This window comes from Streptomyces sp. NPDC014894 (genome assembly GCF_043080985.1).
Classification (GTDB): domain Bacteria; phylum Actinomycetota; class Actinomycetes; order Streptomycetales; family Streptomycetaceae; genus Streptomyces.
Map to the genome: position 1 here is coordinate 155,761 of NZ_JBIBWD010000006.1, position 21,796 is coordinate 177,556.

Annotated in this window: 22 protein-coding genes; 6 read left to right on the forward strand and 16 right to left on the reverse strand. The window is 71.9% G+C overall.

Annotation, left to right across the window (positions count from 1 at the left end):
• Positions 1-31 precede the first annotated feature (31 nt).
• Positions 32-817: an SDR family NAD(P)-dependent oxidoreductase gene (locus ACF089_RS16545; protein ID WP_392026673.1), complete on the reverse strand. Its 786-nt coding sequence runs from the start codon at positions 815-817 to the stop codon at positions 32-34.
• A 285-nt stretch (positions 818-1,102) separates the two neighbouring features.
• Between ACF089_RS16545 and ACF089_RS16550 the strand changes: the two genes are divergently transcribed.
• Positions 1,103-1,786 (forward strand): hypothetical protein, encoded by a 684-nt coding sequence (locus ACF089_RS16550; RefSeq protein ID WP_392026675.1) that lies wholly within the window; start codon positions 1,103-1,105, stop codon positions 1,784-1,786.
• Positions 1,787-1,863: 77 nt separating this feature from the next.
• On the opposite strand, the gene ACF089_RS16555 is transcribed toward ACF089_RS16550, so the two are convergent.
• From ACF089_RS16555 to ACF089_RS16570, 4 genes are all read right to left on the reverse strand, one after another.
• Entirely contained in the window at positions 1,864-2,997 is a 1,134-nt protein-coding gene (locus ACF089_RS16555) for a nucleotide disphospho-sugar-binding domain-containing protein (protein WP_392026676.1), read from the reverse strand.
• Positions 2,994-4,013, reverse strand: a complete 1,020-nt coding sequence (locus ACF089_RS16560; RefSeq protein WP_392026677.1) for a zinc-binding alcohol dehydrogenase family protein — start codon at positions 4,011-4,013, stop codon at positions 2,994-2,996. The genes ACF089_RS16555 and ACF089_RS16560 overlap by 4 nt, the downstream gene beginning before the upstream one ends.
• A 45-nt stretch (positions 4,014-4,058) precedes the next feature.
• Positions 4,059-4,499: a nuclear transport factor 2 family protein gene (locus tag ACF089_RS16565; RefSeq protein WP_392026678.1), complete on the reverse strand. Its 441-nt coding sequence runs from the start codon at positions 4,497-4,499 to the stop codon at positions 4,059-4,061.
• A gap of 141 nt (positions 4,500-4,640) precedes the next feature.
• Positions 4,641-5,417, reverse strand: coding sequence for a BTAD domain-containing putative transcriptional regulator (locus ACF089_RS16570; protein ID WP_392026680.1), 777 nt, complete (start codon positions 5,415-5,417; stop codon positions 4,641-4,643).
• Between the two features lie 122 nt (positions 5,418-5,539).
• Between ACF089_RS16570 and ACF089_RS16575 the strand changes: the two genes are divergently transcribed.
• Together ACF089_RS16575 and ACF089_RS16580 are read left to right on the forward strand one after the other, a co-directional pair.
• Positions 5,540-6,493 carry a 3-hydroxyacyl-CoA dehydrogenase NAD-binding domain-containing protein gene (locus ACF089_RS16575; protein ID WP_392026681.1) on the forward strand — a complete coding sequence of 318 codons (954 nt, stop codon included), beginning with the start codon at positions 5,540-5,542 and terminating at the stop codon, positions 6,491-6,493.
• Positions 6,494-6,617: 124 nt separating this feature from the next.
• The gene (locus tag ACF089_RS16580; RefSeq protein ID WP_392026683.1) at positions 6,618-7,127 is read left to right on the forward strand and encodes a flavin reductase family protein; all 510 of its coding nucleotides are present in this window, start codon (positions 6,618-6,620) and stop codon (positions 7,125-7,127) included.
• Positions 7,128-7,169: 42 nt separating this feature from the next.
• Here ACF089_RS16580 and ACF089_RS16585 read toward each other — a convergent pair whose 3' ends face one another.
• The 10 genes from ACF089_RS16585 to ACF089_RS16630 all read right to left on the reverse strand — a co-directional run bounded on the left by ACF089_RS16585 (position 7,170) and on the right by ACF089_RS16630 (position 17,079).
• Positions 7,170-8,129: an NAD-dependent epimerase/dehydratase family protein gene (locus ACF089_RS16585; protein WP_392026685.1), complete on the reverse strand. Its 960-nt coding sequence runs from the start codon at positions 8,127-8,129 to the stop codon at positions 7,170-7,172.
• Positions 8,126-8,839, reverse strand: coding sequence for a class I SAM-dependent methyltransferase (locus tag ACF089_RS16590; protein WP_392026687.1), 714 nt, complete (start codon positions 8,837-8,839; stop codon positions 8,126-8,128). The genes ACF089_RS16585 and ACF089_RS16590 overlap by 4 nt, the downstream gene beginning before the upstream one ends.
• Before the next feature lie 67 nt (positions 8,840-8,906).
• Positions 8,907-10,310, reverse strand: coding sequence for an NDP-hexose 2,3-dehydratase family protein (locus ACF089_RS16595; RefSeq protein ID WP_392026688.1), 1,404 nt, complete (start codon positions 10,308-10,310; stop codon positions 8,907-8,909).
• On the reverse strand, positions 10,307-11,302 hold the full coding sequence (gene rfbB, locus ACF089_RS16600) for a dTDP-glucose 4,6-dehydratase (RefSeq protein WP_392026690.1): 996 nt from the start codon (positions 11,300-11,302) through the stop codon (positions 10,307-10,309). Before rfbB ends, ACF089_RS16595 begins: the two co-directional genes overlap by 4 nt.
• Positions 11,299-12,366 carry a glucose-1-phosphate thymidylyltransferase gene (locus ACF089_RS16605; RefSeq protein WP_392026691.1) on the reverse strand — a complete coding sequence of 356 codons (1,068 nt, stop codon included), beginning with the start codon at positions 12,364-12,366 and terminating at the stop codon, positions 11,299-11,301. The genes rfbB and ACF089_RS16605 overlap by 4 nt, the downstream gene beginning before the upstream one ends.
• Before the next feature lie 74 nt (positions 12,367-12,440).
• Entirely contained in the window at positions 12,441-13,562 is a 1,122-nt protein-coding gene (locus ACF089_RS16610; protein ID WP_392026692.1) for a DegT/DnrJ/EryC1/StrS family aminotransferase, read from the reverse strand.
• A 28-nt stretch (positions 13,563-13,590) separates the two neighbouring features.
• Entirely contained in the window at positions 13,591-14,556 is a 966-nt protein-coding gene (locus tag ACF089_RS16615) for an aromatase/cyclase (RefSeq protein ID WP_392026693.1), read from the reverse strand.
• Positions 14,557-14,737: 181 nt separating this feature from the next.
• The gene (locus ACF089_RS16620; protein ID WP_392026694.1) at positions 14,738-15,583 is read right to left on the reverse strand and encodes a 4'-phosphopantetheinyl transferase family protein; all 846 of its coding nucleotides are present in this window, start codon (positions 15,581-15,583) and stop codon (positions 14,738-14,740) included.
• Positions 15,584-15,629: 46 nt separating this feature from the next.
• Positions 15,630-15,905: an acyl carrier protein gene (locus ACF089_RS16625; RefSeq protein ID WP_392026695.1), complete on the reverse strand. Its 276-nt coding sequence runs from the start codon at positions 15,903-15,905 to the stop codon at positions 15,630-15,632.
• 511 nt (positions 15,906-16,416) lie between these two features.
• A complete protein-coding gene (locus ACF089_RS16630) occupies positions 16,417-17,079 on the reverse strand; it encodes a TetR/AcrR family transcriptional regulator (RefSeq protein ID WP_392026696.1) in 663 nt (220 codons plus the stop codon).
• An 82-nt stretch (positions 17,080-17,161) separates the two neighbouring features.
• On the opposite strand from ACF089_RS16630, the gene ACF089_RS16635 reads away from it, so the two are divergent.
• Genes ACF089_RS16635 through ACF089_RS16645 form a run of 3 tightly spaced genes read left to right on the forward strand, consistent with a single transcriptional unit; the run spans position 17,162 to position 20,344 of the window.
• A complete protein-coding gene (locus tag ACF089_RS16635; RefSeq protein WP_392026697.1) occupies positions 17,162-18,145 on the forward strand; it encodes a zinc-binding dehydrogenase in 984 nt (327 codons plus the stop codon).
• Between the two features lie 14 nt (positions 18,146-18,159).
• The gene (locus ACF089_RS16640; protein ID WP_392026698.1) at positions 18,160-19,713 is read left to right on the forward strand and encodes an MFS transporter; all 1,554 of its coding nucleotides are present in this window, start codon (positions 18,160-18,162) and stop codon (positions 19,711-19,713) included.
• A gap of 10 nt (positions 19,714-19,723) precedes the next feature.
• Positions 19,724-20,344 carry a DsbA family oxidoreductase gene (locus ACF089_RS16645; protein WP_392026700.1) on the forward strand — a complete coding sequence of 207 codons (621 nt, stop codon included), beginning with the start codon at positions 19,724-19,726 and terminating at the stop codon, positions 20,342-20,344.
• A 27-nt stretch (positions 20,345-20,371) separates the two neighbouring features.
• Here ACF089_RS16645 and ACF089_RS16650 read toward each other — a convergent pair whose 3' ends face one another.
• Positions 20,372-21,073 (reverse strand): response regulator transcription factor, encoded by a 702-nt coding sequence (locus tag ACF089_RS16650; protein ID WP_392026701.1) that lies wholly within the window; start codon positions 21,071-21,073, stop codon positions 20,372-20,374.
• Between the last annotated feature and the right edge of the window lie 723 nt (positions 21,074-21,796).

The following is a 21,796-nucleotide window of genomic DNA, read 5'->3' on the forward strand; positions in this document are numbered from 1 at the left end:
GGCGACGTGGCCGGCTGCCGCCGGCGCCGGTTCAGTAGTTGCCGAGACCGCCGCAGACGTTGAGCGCCTGCGCGGTGACCGCCGCCGCCCCGTCGCTGACGAGGTACTCGACCATCGCGGCGACCTCGCGCACCTCGACGTACCGCCGCATCGGCACCCGCGCGGTGACCCGCTCGAAGGCCTCCTCCTCGGTGGTGCCCCAGATGCCGGCGTAGTGGGCGCGGACCTTCTCGGCCATCGGGGTCTCGACGAAGCCCGGGCAGACCGCGTTGACGGTGATCCCGGTCGCGGCCAGCTCCAGACCCCACGCCTTGGTCAGACCGACGACGCCGTGCTTGGAGGCCGAGTACGGCGCGCCGTGCAGCACGCCCTGCTTGCCGCCGGTGGAGGCGATGTTGACGATCCGTCCGCGCTCCTTGCCCTGCATTCCGCCGGCTCCCAGGACCGCCTTGGTCATCCGGAAGACGCTGTTCAGATTGGTGTTGATGACATCCAGCCACAGCTCGTCGGCGACCTCGGCGGTGATGCCGCCGCCGCTCCGCCCGGCGTTGTTGACCAGGACGTCGATCGGGCCGTAGCGCTCCACGGCGGCGGCGACCAGGGCGTCGATCTGATCCGGGTCGGTGACGTCGCAGCTTCGGCCGTCGACGTCCAGACCCCGGTGCTGGAGCGCCTTGACGGTCTCGACCACCTGCTCGGAGGAGCGCGAGCAGATGTAGACGCGGTGGCCGGTCTCCGCGAGCCGGGTGGCGACCTCCAGTCCGATGCCGCTCGTCGCGCCGGTGACCACGGCCACGCGGCCGGTCGCCTCAGTCATGGGGGCCTCCAGGAGTGTGATCTCTGATCGGGCTCCTGTGAGCATCGCCGCCGGGCCTCGAACAGGGTTCGAGGCATTCTCGAAAGAGCGCCCGCGCGCGGGGCGGACGTCCTCGGCGGCCCGGGCCGCCTGGCCCGGACGGCCACCGAAACAAGGCAGCCGGATTCCGTTTGATTGTGGCTTGAATGCGCTTCGAGTCGAACCGGCCACTCTGTGGGCGAGACCAGCACCCGACCCTCAGGTCAAGAGGGCCTCGGGCGCCCCGCTCACCGGAGAGGAACAGACATGCGCAACGTGAAGAGCCGAAAGAGCGTCAAGAAGAGGGCGGCCATGAGCATGGCCGGCGCGCTGAGCCTGGCCGCCGCGACCCTGGCCGCCGCCCCCACCGCCGGCGCGTCCACCGCTGGCGGGGCCGCCGCCGCCAACACCACCACCTCCAGCGTCGGCTATGTGTGCCAGAGCCGCTACGACGGCGCCTGGTTTCCCATCGCCAACTACGCCCGCAGCTTCAGCACGACGGCGCCGACGTCGATCGCCCGGAACACCAACTACCAGATCACCTTCAACCCCGCGCCGCTCACCGCGGCCGGCCAGTACAACCAGCAGCTGAAGGACGTCGAGGTCGCCTACAAGGTCTCCTCGAACGCCCAGGTCCTCAGCTACAGCCTGACCGGCGGCAGCAACCTGGGCACCGCCGTGTTCTACGTGGACCGCAACGGCTCCGAGTTTGTGGTGAAGTCCATCGCCGGCGCCATCCAGGGCGGCGTCGAGTTCGACATACCCACCCTGGTGGTGACCCTGCGCTCGGCCAACCCGGGCAGCGTCACCGCCGGTCCCGCCGGCACCAGCTTCACCCACCGGTCCTTCGGCTGGAACCGGCAGCACCCGCTCAACGGCCAGTGGGACCCCTTCCAGTGCTACGCCGACCCGGCGAGCCCCGTCGTGTTCAGCACCACCTCCGTGAGCTGATCCGGAGCACACTCCGACCGGACGTACGAAGGACGGCCGCGGGGCCCCGCGGCCGTCCTTCGTCCTGTCGCCGTACGTCAGCCGGACGCGAGCGACTCCAGCGCCCTCGCCGTCTCCGCCGGGGCCGGGAGCGAGGCGATCTCCGCGGCGACGGCGCGGGCGCGCTCCCCGTACGCAGGATCGTGGAGCAGCTCCCCGCACGCCTTCAGGAGCGTGTCGTCCGCGACGTCCTCGGGGTAGAGCACCCGGGCCGCCCCGGACTCCGACATCCGGCCCATCGACTCCGCGAAGATGTCCCAGCGCGGCAGCAGCAGCTGCGGCGCGCCCGCGACCAGCGCGGTCAGCCCGGTGACCCCGCCGCCGTGGTGGATCACCAGATCGCAGGTGGGGGCCACCACGTCCAGCGGCATCCAGCCGACGCGCACCTCGCCGAAGCGCTCCCGGAGCCGGCCCGCGGCCTCCTCCGGGGCAGCGATCACGATCTCCGCGTCGAGCGTGGTGAGGTCCTCCACCAGCCGCAGCAGAAAGCCCTGATTGGCCTCGGTCTCCCGGCTCCCCGACGTCACACAGACCCGCGGCCGGTCCCCCCGGGCGAACATCCACGGCTCCAGCGGCCGCTGGGCGTTCCCCGGGACCCACCGCATCGCCAGCGCGGCGGGCGCGGCGGGCGGCCGCAGACTCGGCGGACAGACGTCGACCGCGAGAGCGGGCCCGGGGAGCGCGGGGAGCCCGAGCGCGTCCAGCTCGGGACGCAGCTCCTCGGCGGCGTACGCGTCGACGCCCGTGGTGTCGTACGGGTCCCAGCTCTGGCGGACGCAGGGCACCCCCAGCTCCGCCGCGAGCAGCCCGGCCGCGTACGACATGCTCCCGCCGACGACCAGGGAGGGCCGCCAGGCCGCCGCCGTCTCCCGCAGGCCGGGCAGACTCGCTGCGGCCAGCCGCCCGAACCAGCCGCCGTGGTGCAGCCGTTCGGGATCCGTGCCGCGGGGCATCCGCTCCACCGGCGCCCCGGCGCGGTCGGTGACGATCAGGCTCTGCCAGCTCCGGTCGGTGACCGCGACGGCCGGCAGGCCGATGCCGGTGACGGTCGGGGCCAGCTCCGAGGTCGTGGCCAGCAGCACGGAGTGGCCCGCCAGCCGCAGGGCGTTCGCCAGCGGCGCGAGGCCGAAGACGGTCGCCGGACTGGGCCCCGGGACGATCAGCACCCTCATGCCGGCTCCCCGGGGACCCGGGGCGCGCGGCCGGTGAGCAGCACGATCCGCCCGATCTGGGCCCGGTCCTCGATGATCTCGTGGGCCTTGGCGACCTCCTCCAGCGGCAGCGTCGCGTGCACGGTCTGCCGTACGGTGCCGTCCAGCAGCCACCGGGCCAGGTCGTCGTGGTCCGCGCGATAGCGCTCCGGGCGCGCGGACCGCCAGGCGGACAGTGCGAAGCCGGTCAGGAACCGCATCCCGATCAGCTCCATCGGGGAGATCCCGGGGATGTCCCGCCCGCCGCCCGCCGACCCGTAGAACACCAGCCGCCCGAAGGGCGCGAGCAGCCCCAGACCCTGCCGGAGCACCGAGCCGCCCACACTGTCGAGGATCACGTCGACGCCCCGGCCGCCGGTGGCCGCGCGCACCGCGTCCGGCCAGTCGGCACGGCTGTAGTCGACGACCGCGTCCGCGCCCAGGGAGGCGATGTACGCGCACTTCGCGGCCGAGCCCGCCGTGGCGATCACCTGGCCGGCGCCCGCGAGCCGGGCCAGCTGGACGGCGAGATGGCCGATGCCGCCGGAGCCCGCGTGGACGAGGACCGACTCGCCCTCCCGCAGCCCCGCCGTCCCCATCGTCCCCATGGCGATCGGGCCCGGCGCGGGCAGCGCGGTGGCCTGGGCCGCGTCCAGCGCCGCGGGCACCGGGAGCAGGGTCTCCGCGTCGACCGCCGCGTACTCGGCGTACGCGCCGTGCAGGGTGAACGCCCCGACCCGGTCGCCGATCCGGACCCCGCTCACCCCGGCGCCCAGGGCGGCCACCTCGCCGACGACGTCGCCGCCGAGGACGATGGGGAACGAGGGCCGCCACATCGGCGCGGGGAACTCGTTTCTGCGCATCTGCGTCTGGGCGAAGCCGACGCTCACCGCCTCCACGGCGATCAGCACCTGGCCCGGCCCCGGCTCCGGGACCGGCACCTCCTCGACCTTCAGCACCTCGGGACTTCCGTACTCATGAACTCGTACCGCACGCATGGGAATTCTCTCCGGTCGGCTCGGCGGGGACGGGCGGGGCGGCTTTCAGGCGCTCGGCTGATGGTCGTGCTCGACCCGGCGGGAGCGGGTGAGCAGCCGGCCCTCCCGTTCGATCAGCACATCGTGGACGACACAGCTCGGCGCGATCTCCGGGACCCGCTCGCCCGGCCGGGTCAGCAGCGCCAGCACGTAGTACGTCGCGAGGATCGTGCCGTCCGGACGCGTCCGCACATTCAGCATGTTGAACCAGTGCCGCCGCTGTACGGGCTCGTCGCCGAAACGCTCCCGATGGAATGCGGTCAGCTCCTTCGCTATTCCGGCCCGGGTCCGCGCCGGCTCCCGGCCGGGGGAGTGCCGGAACTCGCCGTCCTCGGTGAAGGTGGCGGCGTACCCCTCGAAATCACGGCCGTCCAGCGCCTGCATCTGTTCGGCGTGGAACTGCTGCACCCGTGCATACAGTTCCGCCTCGGTACGGGTGGAAGTCATGGGCTCTCCTCGGCTGTCGGGAAAAACGGTGCGTGAGCGAATCGCGGTGCGGGAACGGAACACGGTGCGTGAACGCGTTACGGTGCGGGGAGGAACGCGGGCCGGCCGGGCGCGCGCGCCCGGGCGCCGTGGGACGGCGGCTCAGGCCGCCCGCTCGGGACGCCGGCTCGGATTGAGCACGTCGTGGTGCAGCCGCTGGACGTCGGGCGAGGGATCGAGCCCCAGCTCGTCCGTGAGCAGCTGCCGCAGGCTCTGATACGCCTGGAGCGCCTCGGCCCGGCGGCCCGAGACGTTCAGCGACTCGATGAGCTGCGCGTGGAACCACTCGTTCAGCGGGTACTGCTGGATCAGCGAACGCAGTTCCGGAATGAGGTCGCGGTCCCGGCCCAGCCGCTTGGCGACCTCGATGTGCCGCTCCACGGCACGGATCCGCAGCTCCTCCAGATAGGTCGCGTAACCGCTGAGCACCCGGCCCGTGGAGATGTTCGCCAGCGCCGGGCCGTGCCACATCTCCAGGGCGTGGCGCAGCTTCTGCTCGGCGATCTCCAAGAACCCCTGGTCCGCCGCCCGCCGGCCCGTCTTCACCATGTTCTCGAACTCATGGGCGTCGAGCTGATGATCGGCGAGACGGATGAGATACCCCGGATTCCGGGTGACCACGACGGTCTCCTCCGGATCGGCGAGACCCTCGGTCACAAACATTCTCCGGGAGTGATAGATATACGTCTGAAGAGTCGTCAGCGCACTGCGCGGCGGATTGTCCGACCAGAGTTCCTCCATAAAGAGATCGACCGGCACTATCTCTTCCGGCCGGGTCAGCAGAAGCGCCAGCACCTGGCAGACCTTCGGAGTCGGCGGGATATGGGACCTGCCGTCCTCCGTGGTGATTTCAAAGGGACCCAGGGATCTGAATTTCACGTTGACTCCAGGCCGGATCGAGTGCTTCTTGAGCACAGATCGAGTGCGAATCGAGCGGCCCCGAGCAGAATTAATGCCCATCGGACCCAAATGAAGAGAACCAGGAAGGGGCCACCCGTACGATGAACGCAACTGGCCGGACCACCGTGGCCGTCGTCGGAGCCGGGACCATAGGCGTCGGCTGGATCACCCTGTTCCTCGCGCACGGTCTGACCGTGCGGGTCAACAGCCGCCGCCCCGACGCCGAGAGCCATGTCGCCGAAGGGCTGCGCACCTTCGCGCCCACCCTCCCCGGCGGCCCCCGGGACCCCCGGGAGCTGGCCCGGCGGCTGGAGTTCGAACCCGACGTCGCCCGCGCGGTCTCCGGCGTCGACGTGGTCCAGGAGAACGCCCCCGAGAACCTCCCGCTGAAGCAGGAGCTGTTCCGGATCATCGGCGAGGCGGCCCCGCCCACCGCGCTCCTGCTCTCCTCCACCTCCACCCTGCTCCCGGACCTGATGGGCGCCGAGATGAAGGACTCCTCCCGGCTGGTCGTGGGGCACCCCTTCAACTCGCCCCATCTGGTCCCGCTGGTGGAGCTCGTCGGCGGCGGGCAGACCACCCCCGAGACCCTGGAGGAGGCCGCCGACTTCTACCGCTCGATCGGCAAGACGCCGGTCGAACTCCGCCGGGCCGTCCCCCGGTTCGTCGCCAACCGCCTCCAGGCCGCGCTGCTCCAGGAGTCCATCCACCTCGTCCGCGAGGGCGTCGTGACCATGGAGGAGCTGGACACCGTCGTCACCCGGTCCATCGGGCTGCGCTGGGCGGCCGTCGGCCCCTTCGAGGCGTTCCACCTCGGCGGCGGCGAGGGCGGGCTGCGCGGCTGGCTCAGCCACCTCGGCCCCGGACTGGAGACCGCCTGGGCAGAGCTGGGCCGGCCGCGGATGACGGAGGAGACCGTCGAGGCGCTCGGCGCGGAGGCCGAGCGGCTCTTCGGCGACCGGACCTACCGCCGGCTCGCCCAGGACCGGGACCACAAGCAGCGCGCCGTGCTCGACGCGCTCGACGCCGTGCGGGCCGCCGACCCCGCCGGGTGAGCCCGGCCGGACCGGCCCGCCCGCCCCCGGACGGGCCGCCGGCGCCCGCGCCGCGCCCCGCGCCGCCGGCGCCCGATCCCCGTGTGACCCGTGTGACCTGTGTGACCCGAGGAAGGGGTACACCATGACCGTACCGGTTCGCAAAGCCAGGCCCCTGGACGGCGACGAGGCGTTCAAGGACGCGCTCGCCCTCCTCCCGGCGGCGCTCGCGATCGTCACCACACGGGACGAGAACGGCCGGCGGTGGGGGCTGACCGCCAGCTCGGTCGCCTCCGTCTCGCTGGACCCGCCGCTGGTGCTCGTCGGCATCTCCCACACCTCCAGTTGCTTCAAGGCCCTCTCCCGCGCGCCCGGGTTCGTCATCAATCTCCTCGGCGACCGCCACCGGGAGCTGGCCCGCCGGTTCGCCACGAGCGGCATCGACCGGTTCGCCGGACAGCCCTTCACCGACTGGCCCGGCACGGCCCTCCCGCATCTGGCGGACGCGCACGCCGCGTTCCGCTGCCGCACCGTCGACCGGGTCCGGGCGGGCGACCACGATCTGCTGATCGGACGGCTCACCGAACTCCGCGCCGACGGCGGCGAATCCCCGCTGCTCTGGTACCGGCGGGGATTCGCCGTCCCGGCGGAGTGAGCGGCCGCCGCGCCGGCGCCGACCGCGCCGGCGCGACGCCCCTCAGGCCGTCCGCGCACGGACGTCCTCCCAGAAACCGGCGACCGCCTCCGCCAGACTCCGGCGGGGCCGCCAGCCGAGCAGTTCCCGGGCCGGACGGGGGTCGACCCGGAGCCACTCGGCCTCCGGCGGCCGCCCGGGATCCGGCGGCGTCTCCACGATCCGCGCCGGCACCCCGCTCACCCCGATCAGCAGCTCGACCAGGGTCCGCACCGGCACCGCCTCGCCCCGGCCGATGTCCACCGCCGTGCCCGTCGCCCGCGACCGGGTCGCGGCCACGACCGCGTCGCACACATCGCGCACATCCACGTAGTCGCGGTGCGCGGTCAGCGGCGCGAGGGCGACCGTCACCGGCTCCCCGCCCGCCGCCCCCGCCAGCAGCTGCCGCGCGACGGCGCCGAGCAGACTCACCTCCGGCGCGCCCGCGCCCGCCACATTGGCGATCCGCAGCACCAGGGCGTCCACCGAACCGGTCCCGGCGGCGTCCAGCACCGCCCGCGAGGCGGCCAGCTTCGCCCTCCCGTACGCGGACGAGGGCCGCGGCCGCAGCCGGGGACCCGCCGTGTCGCCCGGGCGGATCGGCCCGTACTCCAGCACCGAGCCGAGATGGACCAGCCGGGGACGGCCGGAGAGCTTGCCCAGCGCCTCCAGCAGCCGCAGCGCCGGGACCGTGCAGATCCGGTCCATCTCCGCGTCGTTGCGGCTCCAGATGGAACCGGTGGCGTTGACCACCGCGTCCGGCCGCTCGTCCTCCAGCGTCTCGGCCAGCTCCCCGCCCGAGACCTCCGCCAGATCCATGCCGAGGAACCGGGCCGGGAAGGAGCCCCCGGGCGCCCGCCGCGCCACCGCCAGGACGTCCCAGCCCCGCGCGGCGAAGTCCGCGCAGAGCCCGCGCCCCACGAAACCGGTGCCGCCCAGCACCACGACCCGCCCGGGGCCCTCCGGCGGCCGTTCCCCCCTCACTTGCGCACCCCGACCAGGAGCCCCCGGTGGGACAGCGGGCTCGCCAGCCGCTCCACCGCGAACCCCGCCGAGGTGAAGGCGTCGTCGTACTGCTCACGGGTGAACAGCTGGCACCGGTGCTCCTCCGAGAAGTGACGCACCCCCGTCTCCTCGTGCGCGATCACGTAGTGCACGTTCATCAGCGACGCCGTCCCGTCGAGCGAGGCGTGCGACACCCGCGCGATCCGGGTGCCGTCCACGGTCACCACATCGGCCGCCACATGCCCCGGGGTGAAGGCCTCGGGCGTCCACCACGGCTCCACGACCAGCACCCCGCCCGGCGTCAGATGCTCCGCGAACCGCTCCAGCGTCGCGCTCAGCCCCTCCGGACCGTCCACATAGCCGATCGAGCCGAAGAGGCAGACCGCCGCGTCGAACCGCCGGCCCAGCCGGAAGGTGCGCATGTCGCCCTGGTGGAACGTCACCTCCGGCAGCCGGGAGCGCGCCAGCGCGAGCATCGGCTCGGACAGCTCCAGACCCGCGACATGCTGATACCGCTCGGCGAACCGGACCAGATGCGCACCCGTCCCGCAGGCCACGTCGAGCAGCGAGGAGGCCGCCGGCAGCCGGGCGGCGATCAGCCGCGCGACCTCGTCGGCCTCCGCCTCGAAGTCCTTGCCGCGGGCCCGGTGCAGAAGGTCGTACACCTCTGAGGAGTCATTCCCGTACATGGTCTTCCTTCACAGTGGATGACGCGAGGATGGGGGCGACGAGCGGTGGGATCCGGCGGCCGGGCCGCTAAAGGCCCTCCACCGCACCGGCGTTCACGCAGGCCAGCAGGGTGCGGGCCTGCACATTGACATAGCGGGCATGCCGGGCCAGCGAGCTGAGCTGCGCCGGGGTGAGCCACAGATGGCCCGGCGGCGGATCCGCGGGGACGTCCTCGCCGCAGTCCACGACCAGATAGCGGCTCTCCGCGTTGAGGAACCGGCCGCCCTCCTCGGAGTGGACCGCCGAATAGCGGATCCGGTCCGGGCCCGCGGCCAGCACCTGGTCCAGGAACGGCGGGCGCGCGTCCGCCGGGAGATGGGCGTAGTTCTCCGGCACGCACTGCACGGTCGGGGCCAGCTCCAGCACATCGAGCAGACCGCCCTCCACCCGCGCGTGCGCCAGCAGATGGGGAGTGCCGCCGATCCGCCGGGTGAGAAAGGCGGTGACGCCCAGCCCGCTCGGCTCCAGCAGCGGCTGCGTCCAGCCGGAGACCTCCCGATTGCCGGCCTCGACCTCGACGGCCACCACCCGGAAGAACCGCCCGTCCTCCCGCTCGATGCTGGACTCGCCCCGGCGCCAGCCCTCCACCTCGCCCAGCGGAACGCTCTCGATCCGCACCTCGTGCCGGGACCGCTGCGAGGTGATCCAGGAGAGCAGCCCGGAGTCCGAGTGCAGCGCCCGGCTCCGCTCCCCGCCCGGCGAGAACGCCGGCAGACACGCCAGAACGGTGCGCGCGTCCATGTTCACGACCGAGTCCAGCCGCAGCAGCTCACCGATCTGCCCGAGGGTCAGCCAGCGGAAGTCCTCGTGCGGCGGCACCTCGCCGACCGCCTCCACCAGCATGTTCCGATTGGCCTTGCGCAGAAACCAGGAGCCGTGCTCGGACTGGAGCACGTCGGTGAGCACCCGGCCCCGGCGCGGATCGGTGAAGAACTCCAGATACCGCACGTCCGCGCCCCGGTGCACCTTGGTGTAGTTGCTCCGGGTGGCCTGCACGGTCGGGGAGAGCTGGAGCAGATTCCGGTTCCCCGGCTCCATCTTGGCCTGCATCAGGAAGTGCAGTACGCCGTCGATCTCCCGGGTGAGGATGCCCAGGATCCCGACCTCGGGCTGATGGATGATCGGCTGCTGCCACTGGCGGAAGGGGCCTTCCCCCACCGTGGCCCGCAGCCCCTCGACCGTGAAGAAACGGCCGCTGTGATGGCCCAGATTCCCGCCGGGCTCCCGGAACGACCACCCCCGCAGATCCGCGAAGGGAATCCGCTCGACCCGGAACCGGTGCGCCCGGCGGCGCTCGGCCAGCCAGGCCGGGAAATTCCGGGTGACCAGCTCCGCGCCCGCGCCGGTCGTCGCGGCGGAACGGGCCAGACGCCCGGGCAGATCGGTGTCCTCGCGGGACCTCAGCGCGGCGGAGCGGGCGACCGTGGTCATGAGACCGCCCCCGGACCGCCGTCGCCGCGGTGCTTCACCGGCTTCCACCACTGGGGGTTGGCCCGGTACCACTCGACGGTCTCGGCGATCCCCCGCTCGAAGCCGATCGCGGGCACGAAGCCCAGCTCCTCGCGGATCTTGCCGCTGTCCAGCGAGTAGCGCAGATCGTGGCCCTTGCGGTCGGCGACCGGGCGGATCATCGAGGAGTCGGCGCCGCACAGCTCCAGCAGTCGCCGGGTGACGGTGAGATTGGACAGCTCCTCGCCGCCGCCCACGTTGTAGATCTCCCCGGGCCGGCCGCCTTCGAGCACCAGCTGGACGGCGCGGCAGTGGTCGTCGACATGCAGCCACTCGCGGATGTTGCGGCCGTCGCCGTAGAGCGGCAGCGGCGTCCCCTCCAGCAGATTGGTGATGAAGAGCGGGAAGAGCTTCTCCGGGTGCTGGTGCGGACCGTAGTTGTTCGAACAGCGGGTGATCGACACCGGGAGCCGGTGGGTGCGCCAGTAGGAGCGGGCCACCAGATCCGCGCCCGCCTTCGAGGCCGCGTAGGGGGAGTTGGGCAGCAGCGGCCACTCCTCCGTCCAGGAGCCCTGCTCGATGGAGCCGTACACCTCGTCGGTGGAGACATGGACCACCCGCTCCACGCCCGTCTCCACACAGGCGGCGAGCAGCGTCTCGGTGCCGCCCACATTGGTCCTGATGAAGACGGAGGCCGACTCCACCGAGCGGTCCACATGGGACTCCGCGGCGAAGTGGACCACCGCGTCGTGCCCCGGCAGCACCTCCAGCAGCAGCGGGAGGTCGCAGATGTCGCCCCGGACGAACTCCAGACGCGGATGGCGGTCGGGCAGATTGTCGCGGTTCCCCGCGTAGCTCAGACTGTCCACGACGGTCACCCGGGCGTCCTCGTACCCCGGGTAGCCGCCGTCCAGCAGCGTACGGACGTAGTGCGAGCCGATGAAACCGGCGCCGCCGGTGACGAGGAGCCTCACGCCGCCACCTCGATCCGGCTGTCGTCGCCCACCACCAGCCGGTGGTGGTCCTCGCCGCTCGCGCCCGCGCCGACGACGGCGTTGCGGCCGATGAGCGAGGAGCGCAGCGAGGGCACCGAGGTGATCGACGCGCCGTCCATCACGATGGAGTCGGCGAGCCGGGTGCGGCGCACCGTGCAGCCGCGGCCGACGGAGGTGCCCGGGCCGATCACGCTCTCCTCGATCACCGTGCCGGCGCCGACCACGGCCGGGCCCTCGATCCGGGAGCGGATCACACACGCCCCCTTCTCGATCACCACCGTGCCCGACACCTCGCTCGCCGCGTCGACCCGGCCCTCGATCAGGGGCCGCATCCCGGTCAGCAGCTGCCGATTGCACTCCAGCAGCTCCTCGGCGCGCCCGGTGTCGCGCCAGTAGCCCTCGTACTCGGTGGCCCGCACCCGCGCCCCGTCGGAGACCAGCCACTGGATCGCGGTGGTGATCTCCAGCTCGCCCCGGGCGCTGGGCTCGATGGCCGCCACGGCGCGGTGGATGGCGGCGGTGAAGAAGTAGACCCCGATGAGGGCCAGATCGCTCTTGGGGTGGAGGGGCTTCTCGACCAGCCGCTCGACCGAGCCGTCGCCCGCCAGCTCGGCGACGCCGAAGGCCCGGGGATCGAGCACCTTGTGCACCACGATCTGCGCGTCCGGGCGGTGCTCGGCGAACTCCTCGGCGACCCGGACGACGCCCTCGGGCAGGATGTTGTCCCCGAGATACATCACGAAGTCGTCCTCGCCCAGGAAGGGCTGGGCGATCCGCACGCAGTGCGCGAGCCCGAGCGGCTCCCGCTGGGGTATGTAGGTGATCCGCATCCCGAAGCGCGAGCCGTCGCCGATCGTCTCGGAGATCTCCGCGGCCCAGTCGCCGACGACGATGCCGACCTCCCGGACCGCCAGCTCCCGCAGGTTCTCCAGGACATGTTCCAGCACGGGTCTGTTGGCGACCGGGACGAGCTGTTTGGGCATCGAATGGCTGAACGGGCGCAGGCGCGTTCCCGCCCCGCCGGACAGAACCAGAGCCTTCATGACGGAGTCCTCTCTCGCTTCGGCGCCGGCCGACCGGCGACCGAAGGCCGAGTCCATGAGTCGGGTGCCGGACGTCAGAGCGTGGTGACGACGTCCCGCAGCGCGGAGATCACCTTGTCCTGGGTGTCCGCCGTCAGCGAGGGGTACATGGGCAGGGAGAAGATCTCCCGGGCCAGCTCCTCGGTCACGGGCAGCGAGCCCGTTCCGTACCCGAGGTGCTCGAAGCCGGTCATCGTGTGCACCGGCCAGGGATAGCTGATGTTCAGCGAGATCCCGTACGACTTGAGCCGCTCGATGATCGCCTCGCGCTGCGGATGGCGCACCACGTAGACGTAGTACACATGGTCGTTGCCCGCGTTCACGGACGGGAGCACGAGCCCGCCGGGCCCGGTCAGATCGGCCAGCGCCTCCTCGTACCGCCGGGCCACCGCGCGCCGCCGGTCGAGATAGCCGTCGAGCCGGCCGAGCTTGCGGCGCAGGATCTCGGCCTGCACCTCGTCGAGACGCGAGTTGTGGCCCGGGGTCTGGACCACGTAGTAGACCTTCTCCATCCCGTAGTAGCGCAGCCGGCGCAGCGCCGCGTCGACGTCCGGGTCGGAGGTGACGACCGCGCCGCCGTCCCCGTACGCGCCCAGCACCTTCGTGGGGTAGAAGGAGAAGGCGGCGGCGTCGCCCATGGCGCCCGCGATCTCGCCGTGGTGACGCGCGCCGTGGGACTGGGCGCAGTCCTCCAGGATCTTCAGCCCGTGCTCTTCGGCGATCCGCCGCAGCGGGGCCATGTCGACGCACTGGCCGTACAGATGGACCGGGAGCAGGGCCTTGGTACGGGGGGTGACGGCGGCGGCGACCTGGTCGGTGTCCATCAGATAGTCCGAGGCGCGGATGTCGACGAAGACCGGGGTCGCGCCCGCGCCGTGGATCGCCACGACGGTGGGGGCGGCGGTGTTCGACACGGTGATGACCTCGTCGCCGGGGCCCACCCCCAGCGCCTCCAGGCCGAGCTTGACGGCGTTGGTGCCGTTGTCGACGCCCACGCAGTGCGCCGCGCCGTGGTAGGCCGCGAACTCCTCCTCGAAGCCGCGCACGCTCGCCCCCAGGACCAGCTGGCCGGACCGGAAGACGGTGTCGACCGCGTCGAGCAGATCCTCGCGCTCCGCCTCGTACTCCGCGATGTAGTCCCAGACATAGGTGGTCATGGCTCTCCTTCTCGTGGATGACGGCGGATCACTGGGTGCGGGCGGCGGCGGCGCGCGCCTCGGCGTGCGCTCCGGCGTGGCTGAGCGTGGCCCGGCTGTTCGCGCCCAGCGCGTCGCGGAGGAAGCGGCGCGCCTCCGGGATTCCGGCGTCCGCGCCGAGGGCCCGGGCGATGTTCCCCGGGTCGATGACGGCGATGTGCCGCGAGGTCACGGCGGTGGTTCCGGAGCCGTCCTCCTCGAAGCGCCAGCGGCCGGTGTGCAGACTCATCAGCGGCGGCAGCGTGGTCTGCTTGTAGACGATGGTGTGGTGGGGGAAGCAGACCCGCACCGATTCCGTCGTGTGGGTCGATCCGTCGGGCGTACGGGTCTCCATGCCGAGGATCTGGAGCCCGGGGGAGTCCTCGGCGAGGGAGACCGAGGCGACGTGCGGCAGCCGGTCGGCCCAGTGCTGGGCCTCGGCGACGAAGGCGTAGGCGTCCTTCGCCGAGCCCCGGATCCGTACGGTGTCCTCGAAGTCCAGGAACAGGTCCGCGGCGGACGCGGTGAGTTCGGCGTGGTGCTTGAGGGCGGCCAGCTCGGATCCGCTGTTGGCGTCCACGGCCCGGTCGATCCACCGCAGCGTCTCGGGGTCGTCGCCCGCGGCGCGGTAGTCGTGCAGCAGCCGCACCCGGCAGCCGCCGTGCGCGGCGGGCTCCACGATCCAGGCCCCGCCCATGGCCGCGATCGGCGCGCTGGGGACCTCCTGGCGGAACTCGACGCGCAGCGCGTCGCGGTCGAGCGTGCGCCGGGACGTCCACTGCCGGGGCGTTCCGTTGACGGTGGCCCAGATCTGGATCCGCTCCTGCGACTCGCCCCGGGAGACATGGTCCACATGGACCGTCGGAGGGAAGACCGACGGCCAGTTCCGCACATCGGCGATCAGGTCGTAGACCCGCTCGGGCGGGGCGGCCACGGTGATCTCGTGTTCGACTTCTCGAAGGGCTTGCTCGGGCATGCTCAGCTCCTGCTGTCCGGGCGGTCGGGCGGTCGGGTGTCCGGGCGTTACGGGGCGGTGCGCGGCGGGCGGTACGGCGCGGCGGGCGGTACGGGCGGTGCGCACAGTGCAGGCGGTACGGGTGGTACGGGCGGTGCGAGGAGCGGGGCGTACGGGCGGTGCGCGGCGGGCGGGGCTCGTCTCAGCGGGGGCCGGGTCCGTTCGCGAACACCCGGCCCGTCCCCGGCGCGGCGGCGCCGGCCCGCCCGCGCACCGGGATCTCCCGGCGTTCGTCGCTCCTCACCTCGCCGGGCCGCGCGGCGCCGGCCCACAGGAACGACGGGGGCAGCGGCCGGGGGACCACCGGACCCGCCGGCGCGCCCCGGACCGCCACCGCCGCCGCGTGCGGGCGGTCCCCCACGGGGCCCATGTCGATCACCGTCCACCCCGGGGGGCGCTCGGCGGATCCGTCCTCCGTCCCGTCGCCGGTCCCCTCGCCGAGGTAGGCGCTCGCCGCGCCCCGGCACAGTCCGGCGCCGGTGCCCTTGAGATAGGCCTCCTTACGGGTCCACAGCCGGGCGAAGGCCGCCGTCCGGCCGGGCTCGGGCAGCCGCTCCAGCTCGGCGCGCTCCACGGGGTGAAGGGCGGTCAGACACGCCTCGACCGTCGCCGGGGACGGCCGGGCCTGGAGATCCGCGCCGACGGCGGACGCCGCGACCGCCACCAGGACCAGTCCGCCGCTGTGCGACAGGGAGAAGCGGATCCGGGGCGGGGTCTCCGCGAGTTCGGGGCGACCGTGCGGACCCCCGCAGACGGGACACGGCTCACGCGTGAAGCGGATCGCGTCCGGCGGGGCGCCCGTGTACCGGGCCAGAATCCGTCTGAGTCCTATATGGGCGGAGAGATAGAGCAGACGGCCGCGCGGATTCAGAAAACGGTCCGCTCTCGCCCGTTCCCGCTCGTCGAGTTCCGCCACGGCCAGGGGGCCATGACCGGCGGCGGGCTCCTGCCGGCGAATCAACCACACGTCCAGCCACGGGTCATTCACCGGGGACCGCGCCTCTCGACCATGGGGGGAATTCCTCGGCTCCGGGTCAGCGGGTCGGCGCGGAATGAAGTTCCGTATTCACGGCGTCGATCAGCGAACGCGGTGTCGCCGCCTCCGTGATGGTGTCGTCCGTGAGCGTGATGCCGTATTCGCGCTCGATGCGCCCGCCCGTCTCCATCATGGCCAGTGACTCGTAGCCCAGCGCCTCGAAGTCGGTGTCGAGGATATCGCCGTCGAGGTCGACGGTCTCATCGGCGCCGGCTCCCTCCCGGAGAATGCGCTTGAGATCGTCGACGGAGAATTTCTTGGAATCGTAGGACACGGGCGTCCCTTCCTCGATTGTGACCCGGCGGGGGTATTGGCGGATCCCTTGTTACAGCTTCTTTGTTGGGCCGGGTGCACGTCAACGCAGGGATTTCAACTTCTCTACAAGTTTATGTCAAGTGATCTTCAGGGATGTCAGAGCTTCTCAACCAGCGTGATGTGCGCGGAAAAACGGGCCGCGGTGCCCGAATCCGAGAACGCCCAAACGAGATCTGCGACACCGGGAACGCGGGCGGCGCGTGAGCGTCGGCCGGCGCGTGAATACGGGCCGGTACGAGTGCGTCGGTCCCCGCGCGAGAGAGCGGGCCGGTACGCGAGAGCGCCCGCCCGGAACCGGGAACGCCCGGCCGGCCCCGGGGCGTCGACCGGCGGCGCCGGAACGCCAGCCGGCCCCGGACCCGGCCGCGGTGACGCGGGGGCGGGCCCGGGGCCGGCAGGAACAGACGGTCCGGGAAGGGGCGGTGAGGCGCCGCGAGCCGGGGTGCGGTGCGATGCGGGCGGGCGGGCCGTCACGCCGGAGGGACGTACGTCCAGCGCTCGGAGAGGAGCCCGGGGTCGGGCGCGGTCCCGGGCAGCGCGTTCGGGTGCCCGGCGCGCAGCCCGTCGAGGGCGATGGCGATGGTGCGCGTCCGCGCGTCGCGGGCCGCCTCGATCAGATCGTCGCGGCCCTGGCGTCCCAGCTGCTCGACGAGGGAGGACTTGCCGAGCTGCTCGATCAGCAGCGAGATGTCCGTGGCGACGGCGTCCGCCCGGAGCGCTCCGGCGGCGTGCGCCCGCGCCACGAGCGCCCGCATCAGCTCCTCGGACCGGCTGAACTTGGCCTCCATCTCGTCCGTGACGGCGATCGTCCCGGCGAGCGGTCCGAGGGAGCCGCCGCTGAACTCGATGCAGACCGTCACGTAGTGGACGAGCCCGCCCCAGGCGTCGTCGTAGGTCAGCCCGTGCTCGGCCGCCTCGATCCACTGGTCCAGCGAGAGCGCGCACAGGTGCTGGAACAGCTCGTCCTTCGTGCGGTACCTGCGGTACAGGCTGGCGATCCCGACCCCGGCGTGGGCGGCGATCGCCGCCACGGAGGCATGGGCGCCGTCCAGCGCGAGGACCTGCTTGGCGGCGTCGAGCAGGGCGCGGTCATTGCGCTCGGCTTCGGCGTGTCGTGGGGCTCTGCGGACCATGCCCCTCACTCTAGCCGCTTGCGAAGCGAATCGCTCCGTTATAGATTTCTAAACGAAGCGAATCTATCCGTTTGGAGTGTTCATGCGCGCTGTGGTGATGCAAGAGTTCGGAGGACCCCAGGTGCTCCAGGCACGGCAGGTCGAGGACCCGGTCCCCGGGCCCGGTCAGGTGCTGGTCGCCGTGGAGTACGCGAGCGTCACGTTCGTCGAGACGCAGATGCGCTCCGGCCGGGGGCCGTTCGGCCGGCCGCCGCTGCCCCGCGTGCCGGGCAACGGAGTGGGCGGACGGGTCGTCCGCGTCGGACCGGGCGTGGACGCCGGGCTGATGGGCTCGGTCGTGGTGACCACCACCGGCGGCCAGGGCGGCTACGCGGAACTGGCCCTGGCCCAGGCCCTGGACGCGATCCGGGTCCCCGACGGCCTCGCGCTCCAGGACGCGGTCGCCCTGCTGGCGGACGGGCGCACCGCGCTCATGCTGCACCGGCAGGCGAAGCCGGGCCCCGGCGAGCAGGTGCTCGTGGAGGCGGCGGGCGGCGGCGTCGGCAGTCTGCTCACCCAGCTCGCGGCAGGCGCGGGCGCCCGGGTGATCGGCGCGGGCCGGGGCCTGGGCAAGGCCGAGCTGGTCACCTCGCTCGGCGCGGCCGGCTATGTCGACTACTCCCTCCCCGACTGGACGGACCAGGCCGACGAGGCGACCGGCCGTACCGGACTCGACCTCGTCTACGACGGAGTCGGCGGCCGGATCGGCACCGACGCGGTCCGGCTGCTGCGCGACGGCGGACGGGTCAGCATCTACGGCATGGCGAGCGGCGCGGACGCCGAGCTGGACGACGAGGAGCTGGCCGCCCGGTCGATCTCCGTCATCGGCCTCAGCGGCGCCCCGAGCCCCGACGAGGCCCGCGCGCTCATCACCGACGCGCTCACCCTCGCCGTCGAGGGGACGCTCCGGCCGGTCATCGGCCAGACCTTCCCGCTCGCCGAGGCCTCCGCCGCGCACGCCGCGATCGAGAACCGGACCACGACGGGGAAGACGCTCCTCGTGGCCGAAGCCTCCACCCGCTACTGAAGACGGGACCCGGCATGCCCCCCACACCCCCCGCCAGAGCAGGAGCGCGGGAGTGGATCGCCCTGGCGGTCCTCGGTCTCCCGGCCATTCTGGTCATGATGAACATGTCGGTGCTCTACTTGGCGCTGCCGAGTCTGAGCGCGGATCTGAGGCCCAGCAGCTCGCAGATGCTGTGGATCACCGACATCTACGGCTTCATGGTGGCCGGCTTCCTGATCACCGTGGGCACCCTCGGGGACCGTATCGGCCACCGGCGCATCCTGTTACTGGGGGCCACGGCGTTCGCCGCCGCCTCGGTGCTGGCCGCGTACTCGACCAGCACCGAGATGCTCATCACCGCCCGGGCCCTCCAGGGAGTCGCCGCCGCGACGCTGGCCCCGTCCTCGCTCTCCATCGTCCGCAATCTCTTCCACGACCCGCAGCAGCGCACGCTCGCCATCACCATCTGGATGCTGAGCTTCATGGGCGGCGGCGCGCTCGGTCCGCTCGTCGGCGGCGTGCTCCTCCAGTACTTCTGGTGGGGCTCGGTCTTCCTGGTCGCCGTTCCCACCATGGTGCTGCTGATCGCCACCGGCCCCTTCCTGATGCCGGAGTTCCGGCCCGAGAAGGCCGGCCGGCTGGACGCGGCCAGTGTGGCGATGTCGGTGATCACCCCGCTGGCCGTCGTGTACGGCATCAAGAACCTCGCCGCGCACGGGTTCGACCCCATCTCGCTCGTGGCCATCGCGCTGGGCGTCGCGACGGGGGTGACCTTCGTCCGGAGACAGCGCCGGCTGGCCGAACCCCTGCTGGACCTGGGGCTGTTCCGGATCCCGGCCTTCGCGGTCTCGGCCGGCGGGATGATCGTCGTCGGCATCATCCTCTTCGGCACCAGCCTTCTCACCACCCAGTACCTCCAGCTCGTCCTGGGGTTCTCCCCGCTGAAGGCCGGGCTCTGGCAGCTGCCCACGGCGGTGAGCGGCACCGTCGTCGCCCTGTGGGTCTCCGGTCTCACCGAGCGGTTCCGGCCCGCCGTCCTGATGAGCGCGGGAGCGGCCTTCGCCATCCTCGGGCCGCTGCTGCTCACCCAGGCGGACCGCAATCCGGTCGTCCTGGTCGGCGGATCGGTGCTGCTCTTCGCGGGCCTCACGCCGTTCATGTCGCTGGGCACCAGCCTGGTGGTGGGGGCGGCGCCGAAGGAGCGCGCCGGGGCCGCCTCGGCGATCTCCGAGACCGGCGCGGAGCTGGGCGGTGCGCTGGGCATCGCCCTGCTCGGCTCCATCGCCACCGCCGTCTACGGCAAGTACATGACCGACAACATGCCGGACGAGGTGCGCGACGCCGTCGCCGAGTCCGCCCGCGAGACCCTGCCCACCGCGCTCGACACGGCGGAGCGGCTCTCGGACTCCCTCGGCGCCCAGCTCACCGAAGTCGCCCGGGACGCGTTCACGCAGAGTCTCCACACCCACGCGATCATCGTCATACCGCTCCTGGTGGCCCTCGCCGTCCTGACGCTGCGTCGCTCGTCCCCGCCTCCGCAGCCCGTCGCCCCCGACAAGGACGCGGACCGCACCACCATCTCCGACTGAAGGAAAGCCCATGCGAGTTGAGGTCTTCTTCGACGTGCTCTGCCCCTGGAGCTACATCGGCAAGCGGCGGCTCGCCGCCGCCCTCGCCGACCGGGACGATCTGGAGATCGTCTGGCGCAGCTTCGAACTCGACCCGGACGGCAGCCCCGTGCCGGGCGACACCGCCGCCGATGTGATCATCCAGTACCGCGGCGACACCGGCGCCGCCCGGGTCGCCCAGATCCAGGAGCTGGGGCGGGCGGACGGGCTGGAGCTGAATCTCTACAAGGCCCGGCCGGTCAACTCCTTCGACTCCCACCGGCTGATGCAGCTGGCCGCGACCCGCGATCTGAGCGAACCGCTTCTGGAGCGGCTCCTGAAGGGGTACCACACCGAGGGGCTCAACATCGCCGACCATCAGGTGCTGGAGACCCTGGCCGTGGAGGCGGGTCTGGACGCGGCGGAGGTACGGGGCGTGCTCGGCGGCGACGCCTTCGCCGCCGAGGTCCGGTCCGACGAGCGCCGCGCCGTTCATCTCAATGTCCGGGGCGTCCCCACCATGGTGATCGGCGGAGGGCACCCCGTCTCGGCGGTGCAGACCCCGGCCGACCTGGTCCGCATCGTGGACCAGGCGTCCCGGGCGGCCGGCTGAGGGCCGGCGTCCGGCAGGGCGGCGCCGTCAGCGGGCCGCGGCGCCGCCCTGGAGGTGCCAGCGGAAGCCGATGCCCCGCACGGTGAGGATCGAGCTGCTGTCGCCCAGCTTCGCCCGCAGCGCGCTGACATGGGTGTCGATCGTGCGGCTCGCCTGGACGCCCAGCGCGTGCGACTCCGGATGGCCCCAGACCTCGGCCATGAGCCGCTGCCGTGAGACGACCACACCGGGACGGCTGGCGAGGTAGTGGAGGAGATCGAACTCCTTGCGCGTCACCTCCACCACCTTGTCGGCCACCTTGACCTCCCGGGAGGCGATGTCGATCCTGAGCGGGCCCCGGAACAGGGTCGGATCCGGGACCCCGCAGGGCCTGCGCATCCCGGCCCGTCTCATCACGGCCTCCATGCGGGCGATCAGCTCCCGGAAGGCGTAAGGCTTTCCCAGACAGTCGTCGGAGCCCGCCTGAAGTCCCAGAATGACGTCCACCTCACCGTATCTCTCGGTGAATGTGATGATCGGCGTATCGCTCAGTGAGCGCATCCGGCGGCACACTTCGAGACCGTCGATATCGGGCAGCCCCAGATCGAGCAGTACCAACTCGGCCCGGTCGTACTCGTCCAGGGCCTCCGCGCCGGATCTGACGGCGGTGGTCTCGTGTCCGTGGCGCCGAAGTCCGTCGACAAGCGGCATGGCCGCGTCTATGTCGTCTTCCACTACAAGGACATGCATCGAAGACCCCCAGATCGACCTCCGACCAATCGGCCGTTGGTGCAATTCGTTCCCCAACCGGCAGGCACTGTGCTCCTGATGCCGAGATCTTGGCCCGTACGCAAGGGAGCCTAGCAAAATAAGTGGCTATTCCATGAGCATATTTGAGACACCTTCAAGACCTGGTCAAAGGCATTGAATGGCGTTTGTTTAGTGGACTTCGCTGCGGGTAACCGCTGGGGCGTGACAGAATGAAATAGGCGTCACGTCCCCGACTTGACTTAGTCTGTTTCCGGGAATCGCGCATGATCAGAAATTGTGACTGAGGTAATTCCGCCGGGCCCGGCGGCCCGTCGCCCGGGTATGTGAGCGGTTCGCTCCGGTTTGTGGCCGTACGTCTTCCGGTTGACGCATCGTCAGTCACTCTGGATTGCTGCGCAATGCTTACTTGTCCGGATCTTTCCGGATCGAACGGGAGATGGCGGAACTCGCTCCATAAATCATGGTGTGCAATGTCTGCCACCCATCCGGCGTGGCCGATTCTCTATGGCGACCGCCCAAGCCGCCGAACGACCGCGACACACGCCCTCCGCACGCCCCGCTCCCGCGCGCCGATGACGCCCCGAGGCCCGGCCGGACCGCCCGGAGCCCCGCTCTCGCGGCCCCGACCCTCCCGCGCCCGGCCGCCCCCGCCCCGTACACCGGGCAGAGCCCCAGCTCAGCGGCCCCTTCACGGCCCCGGAC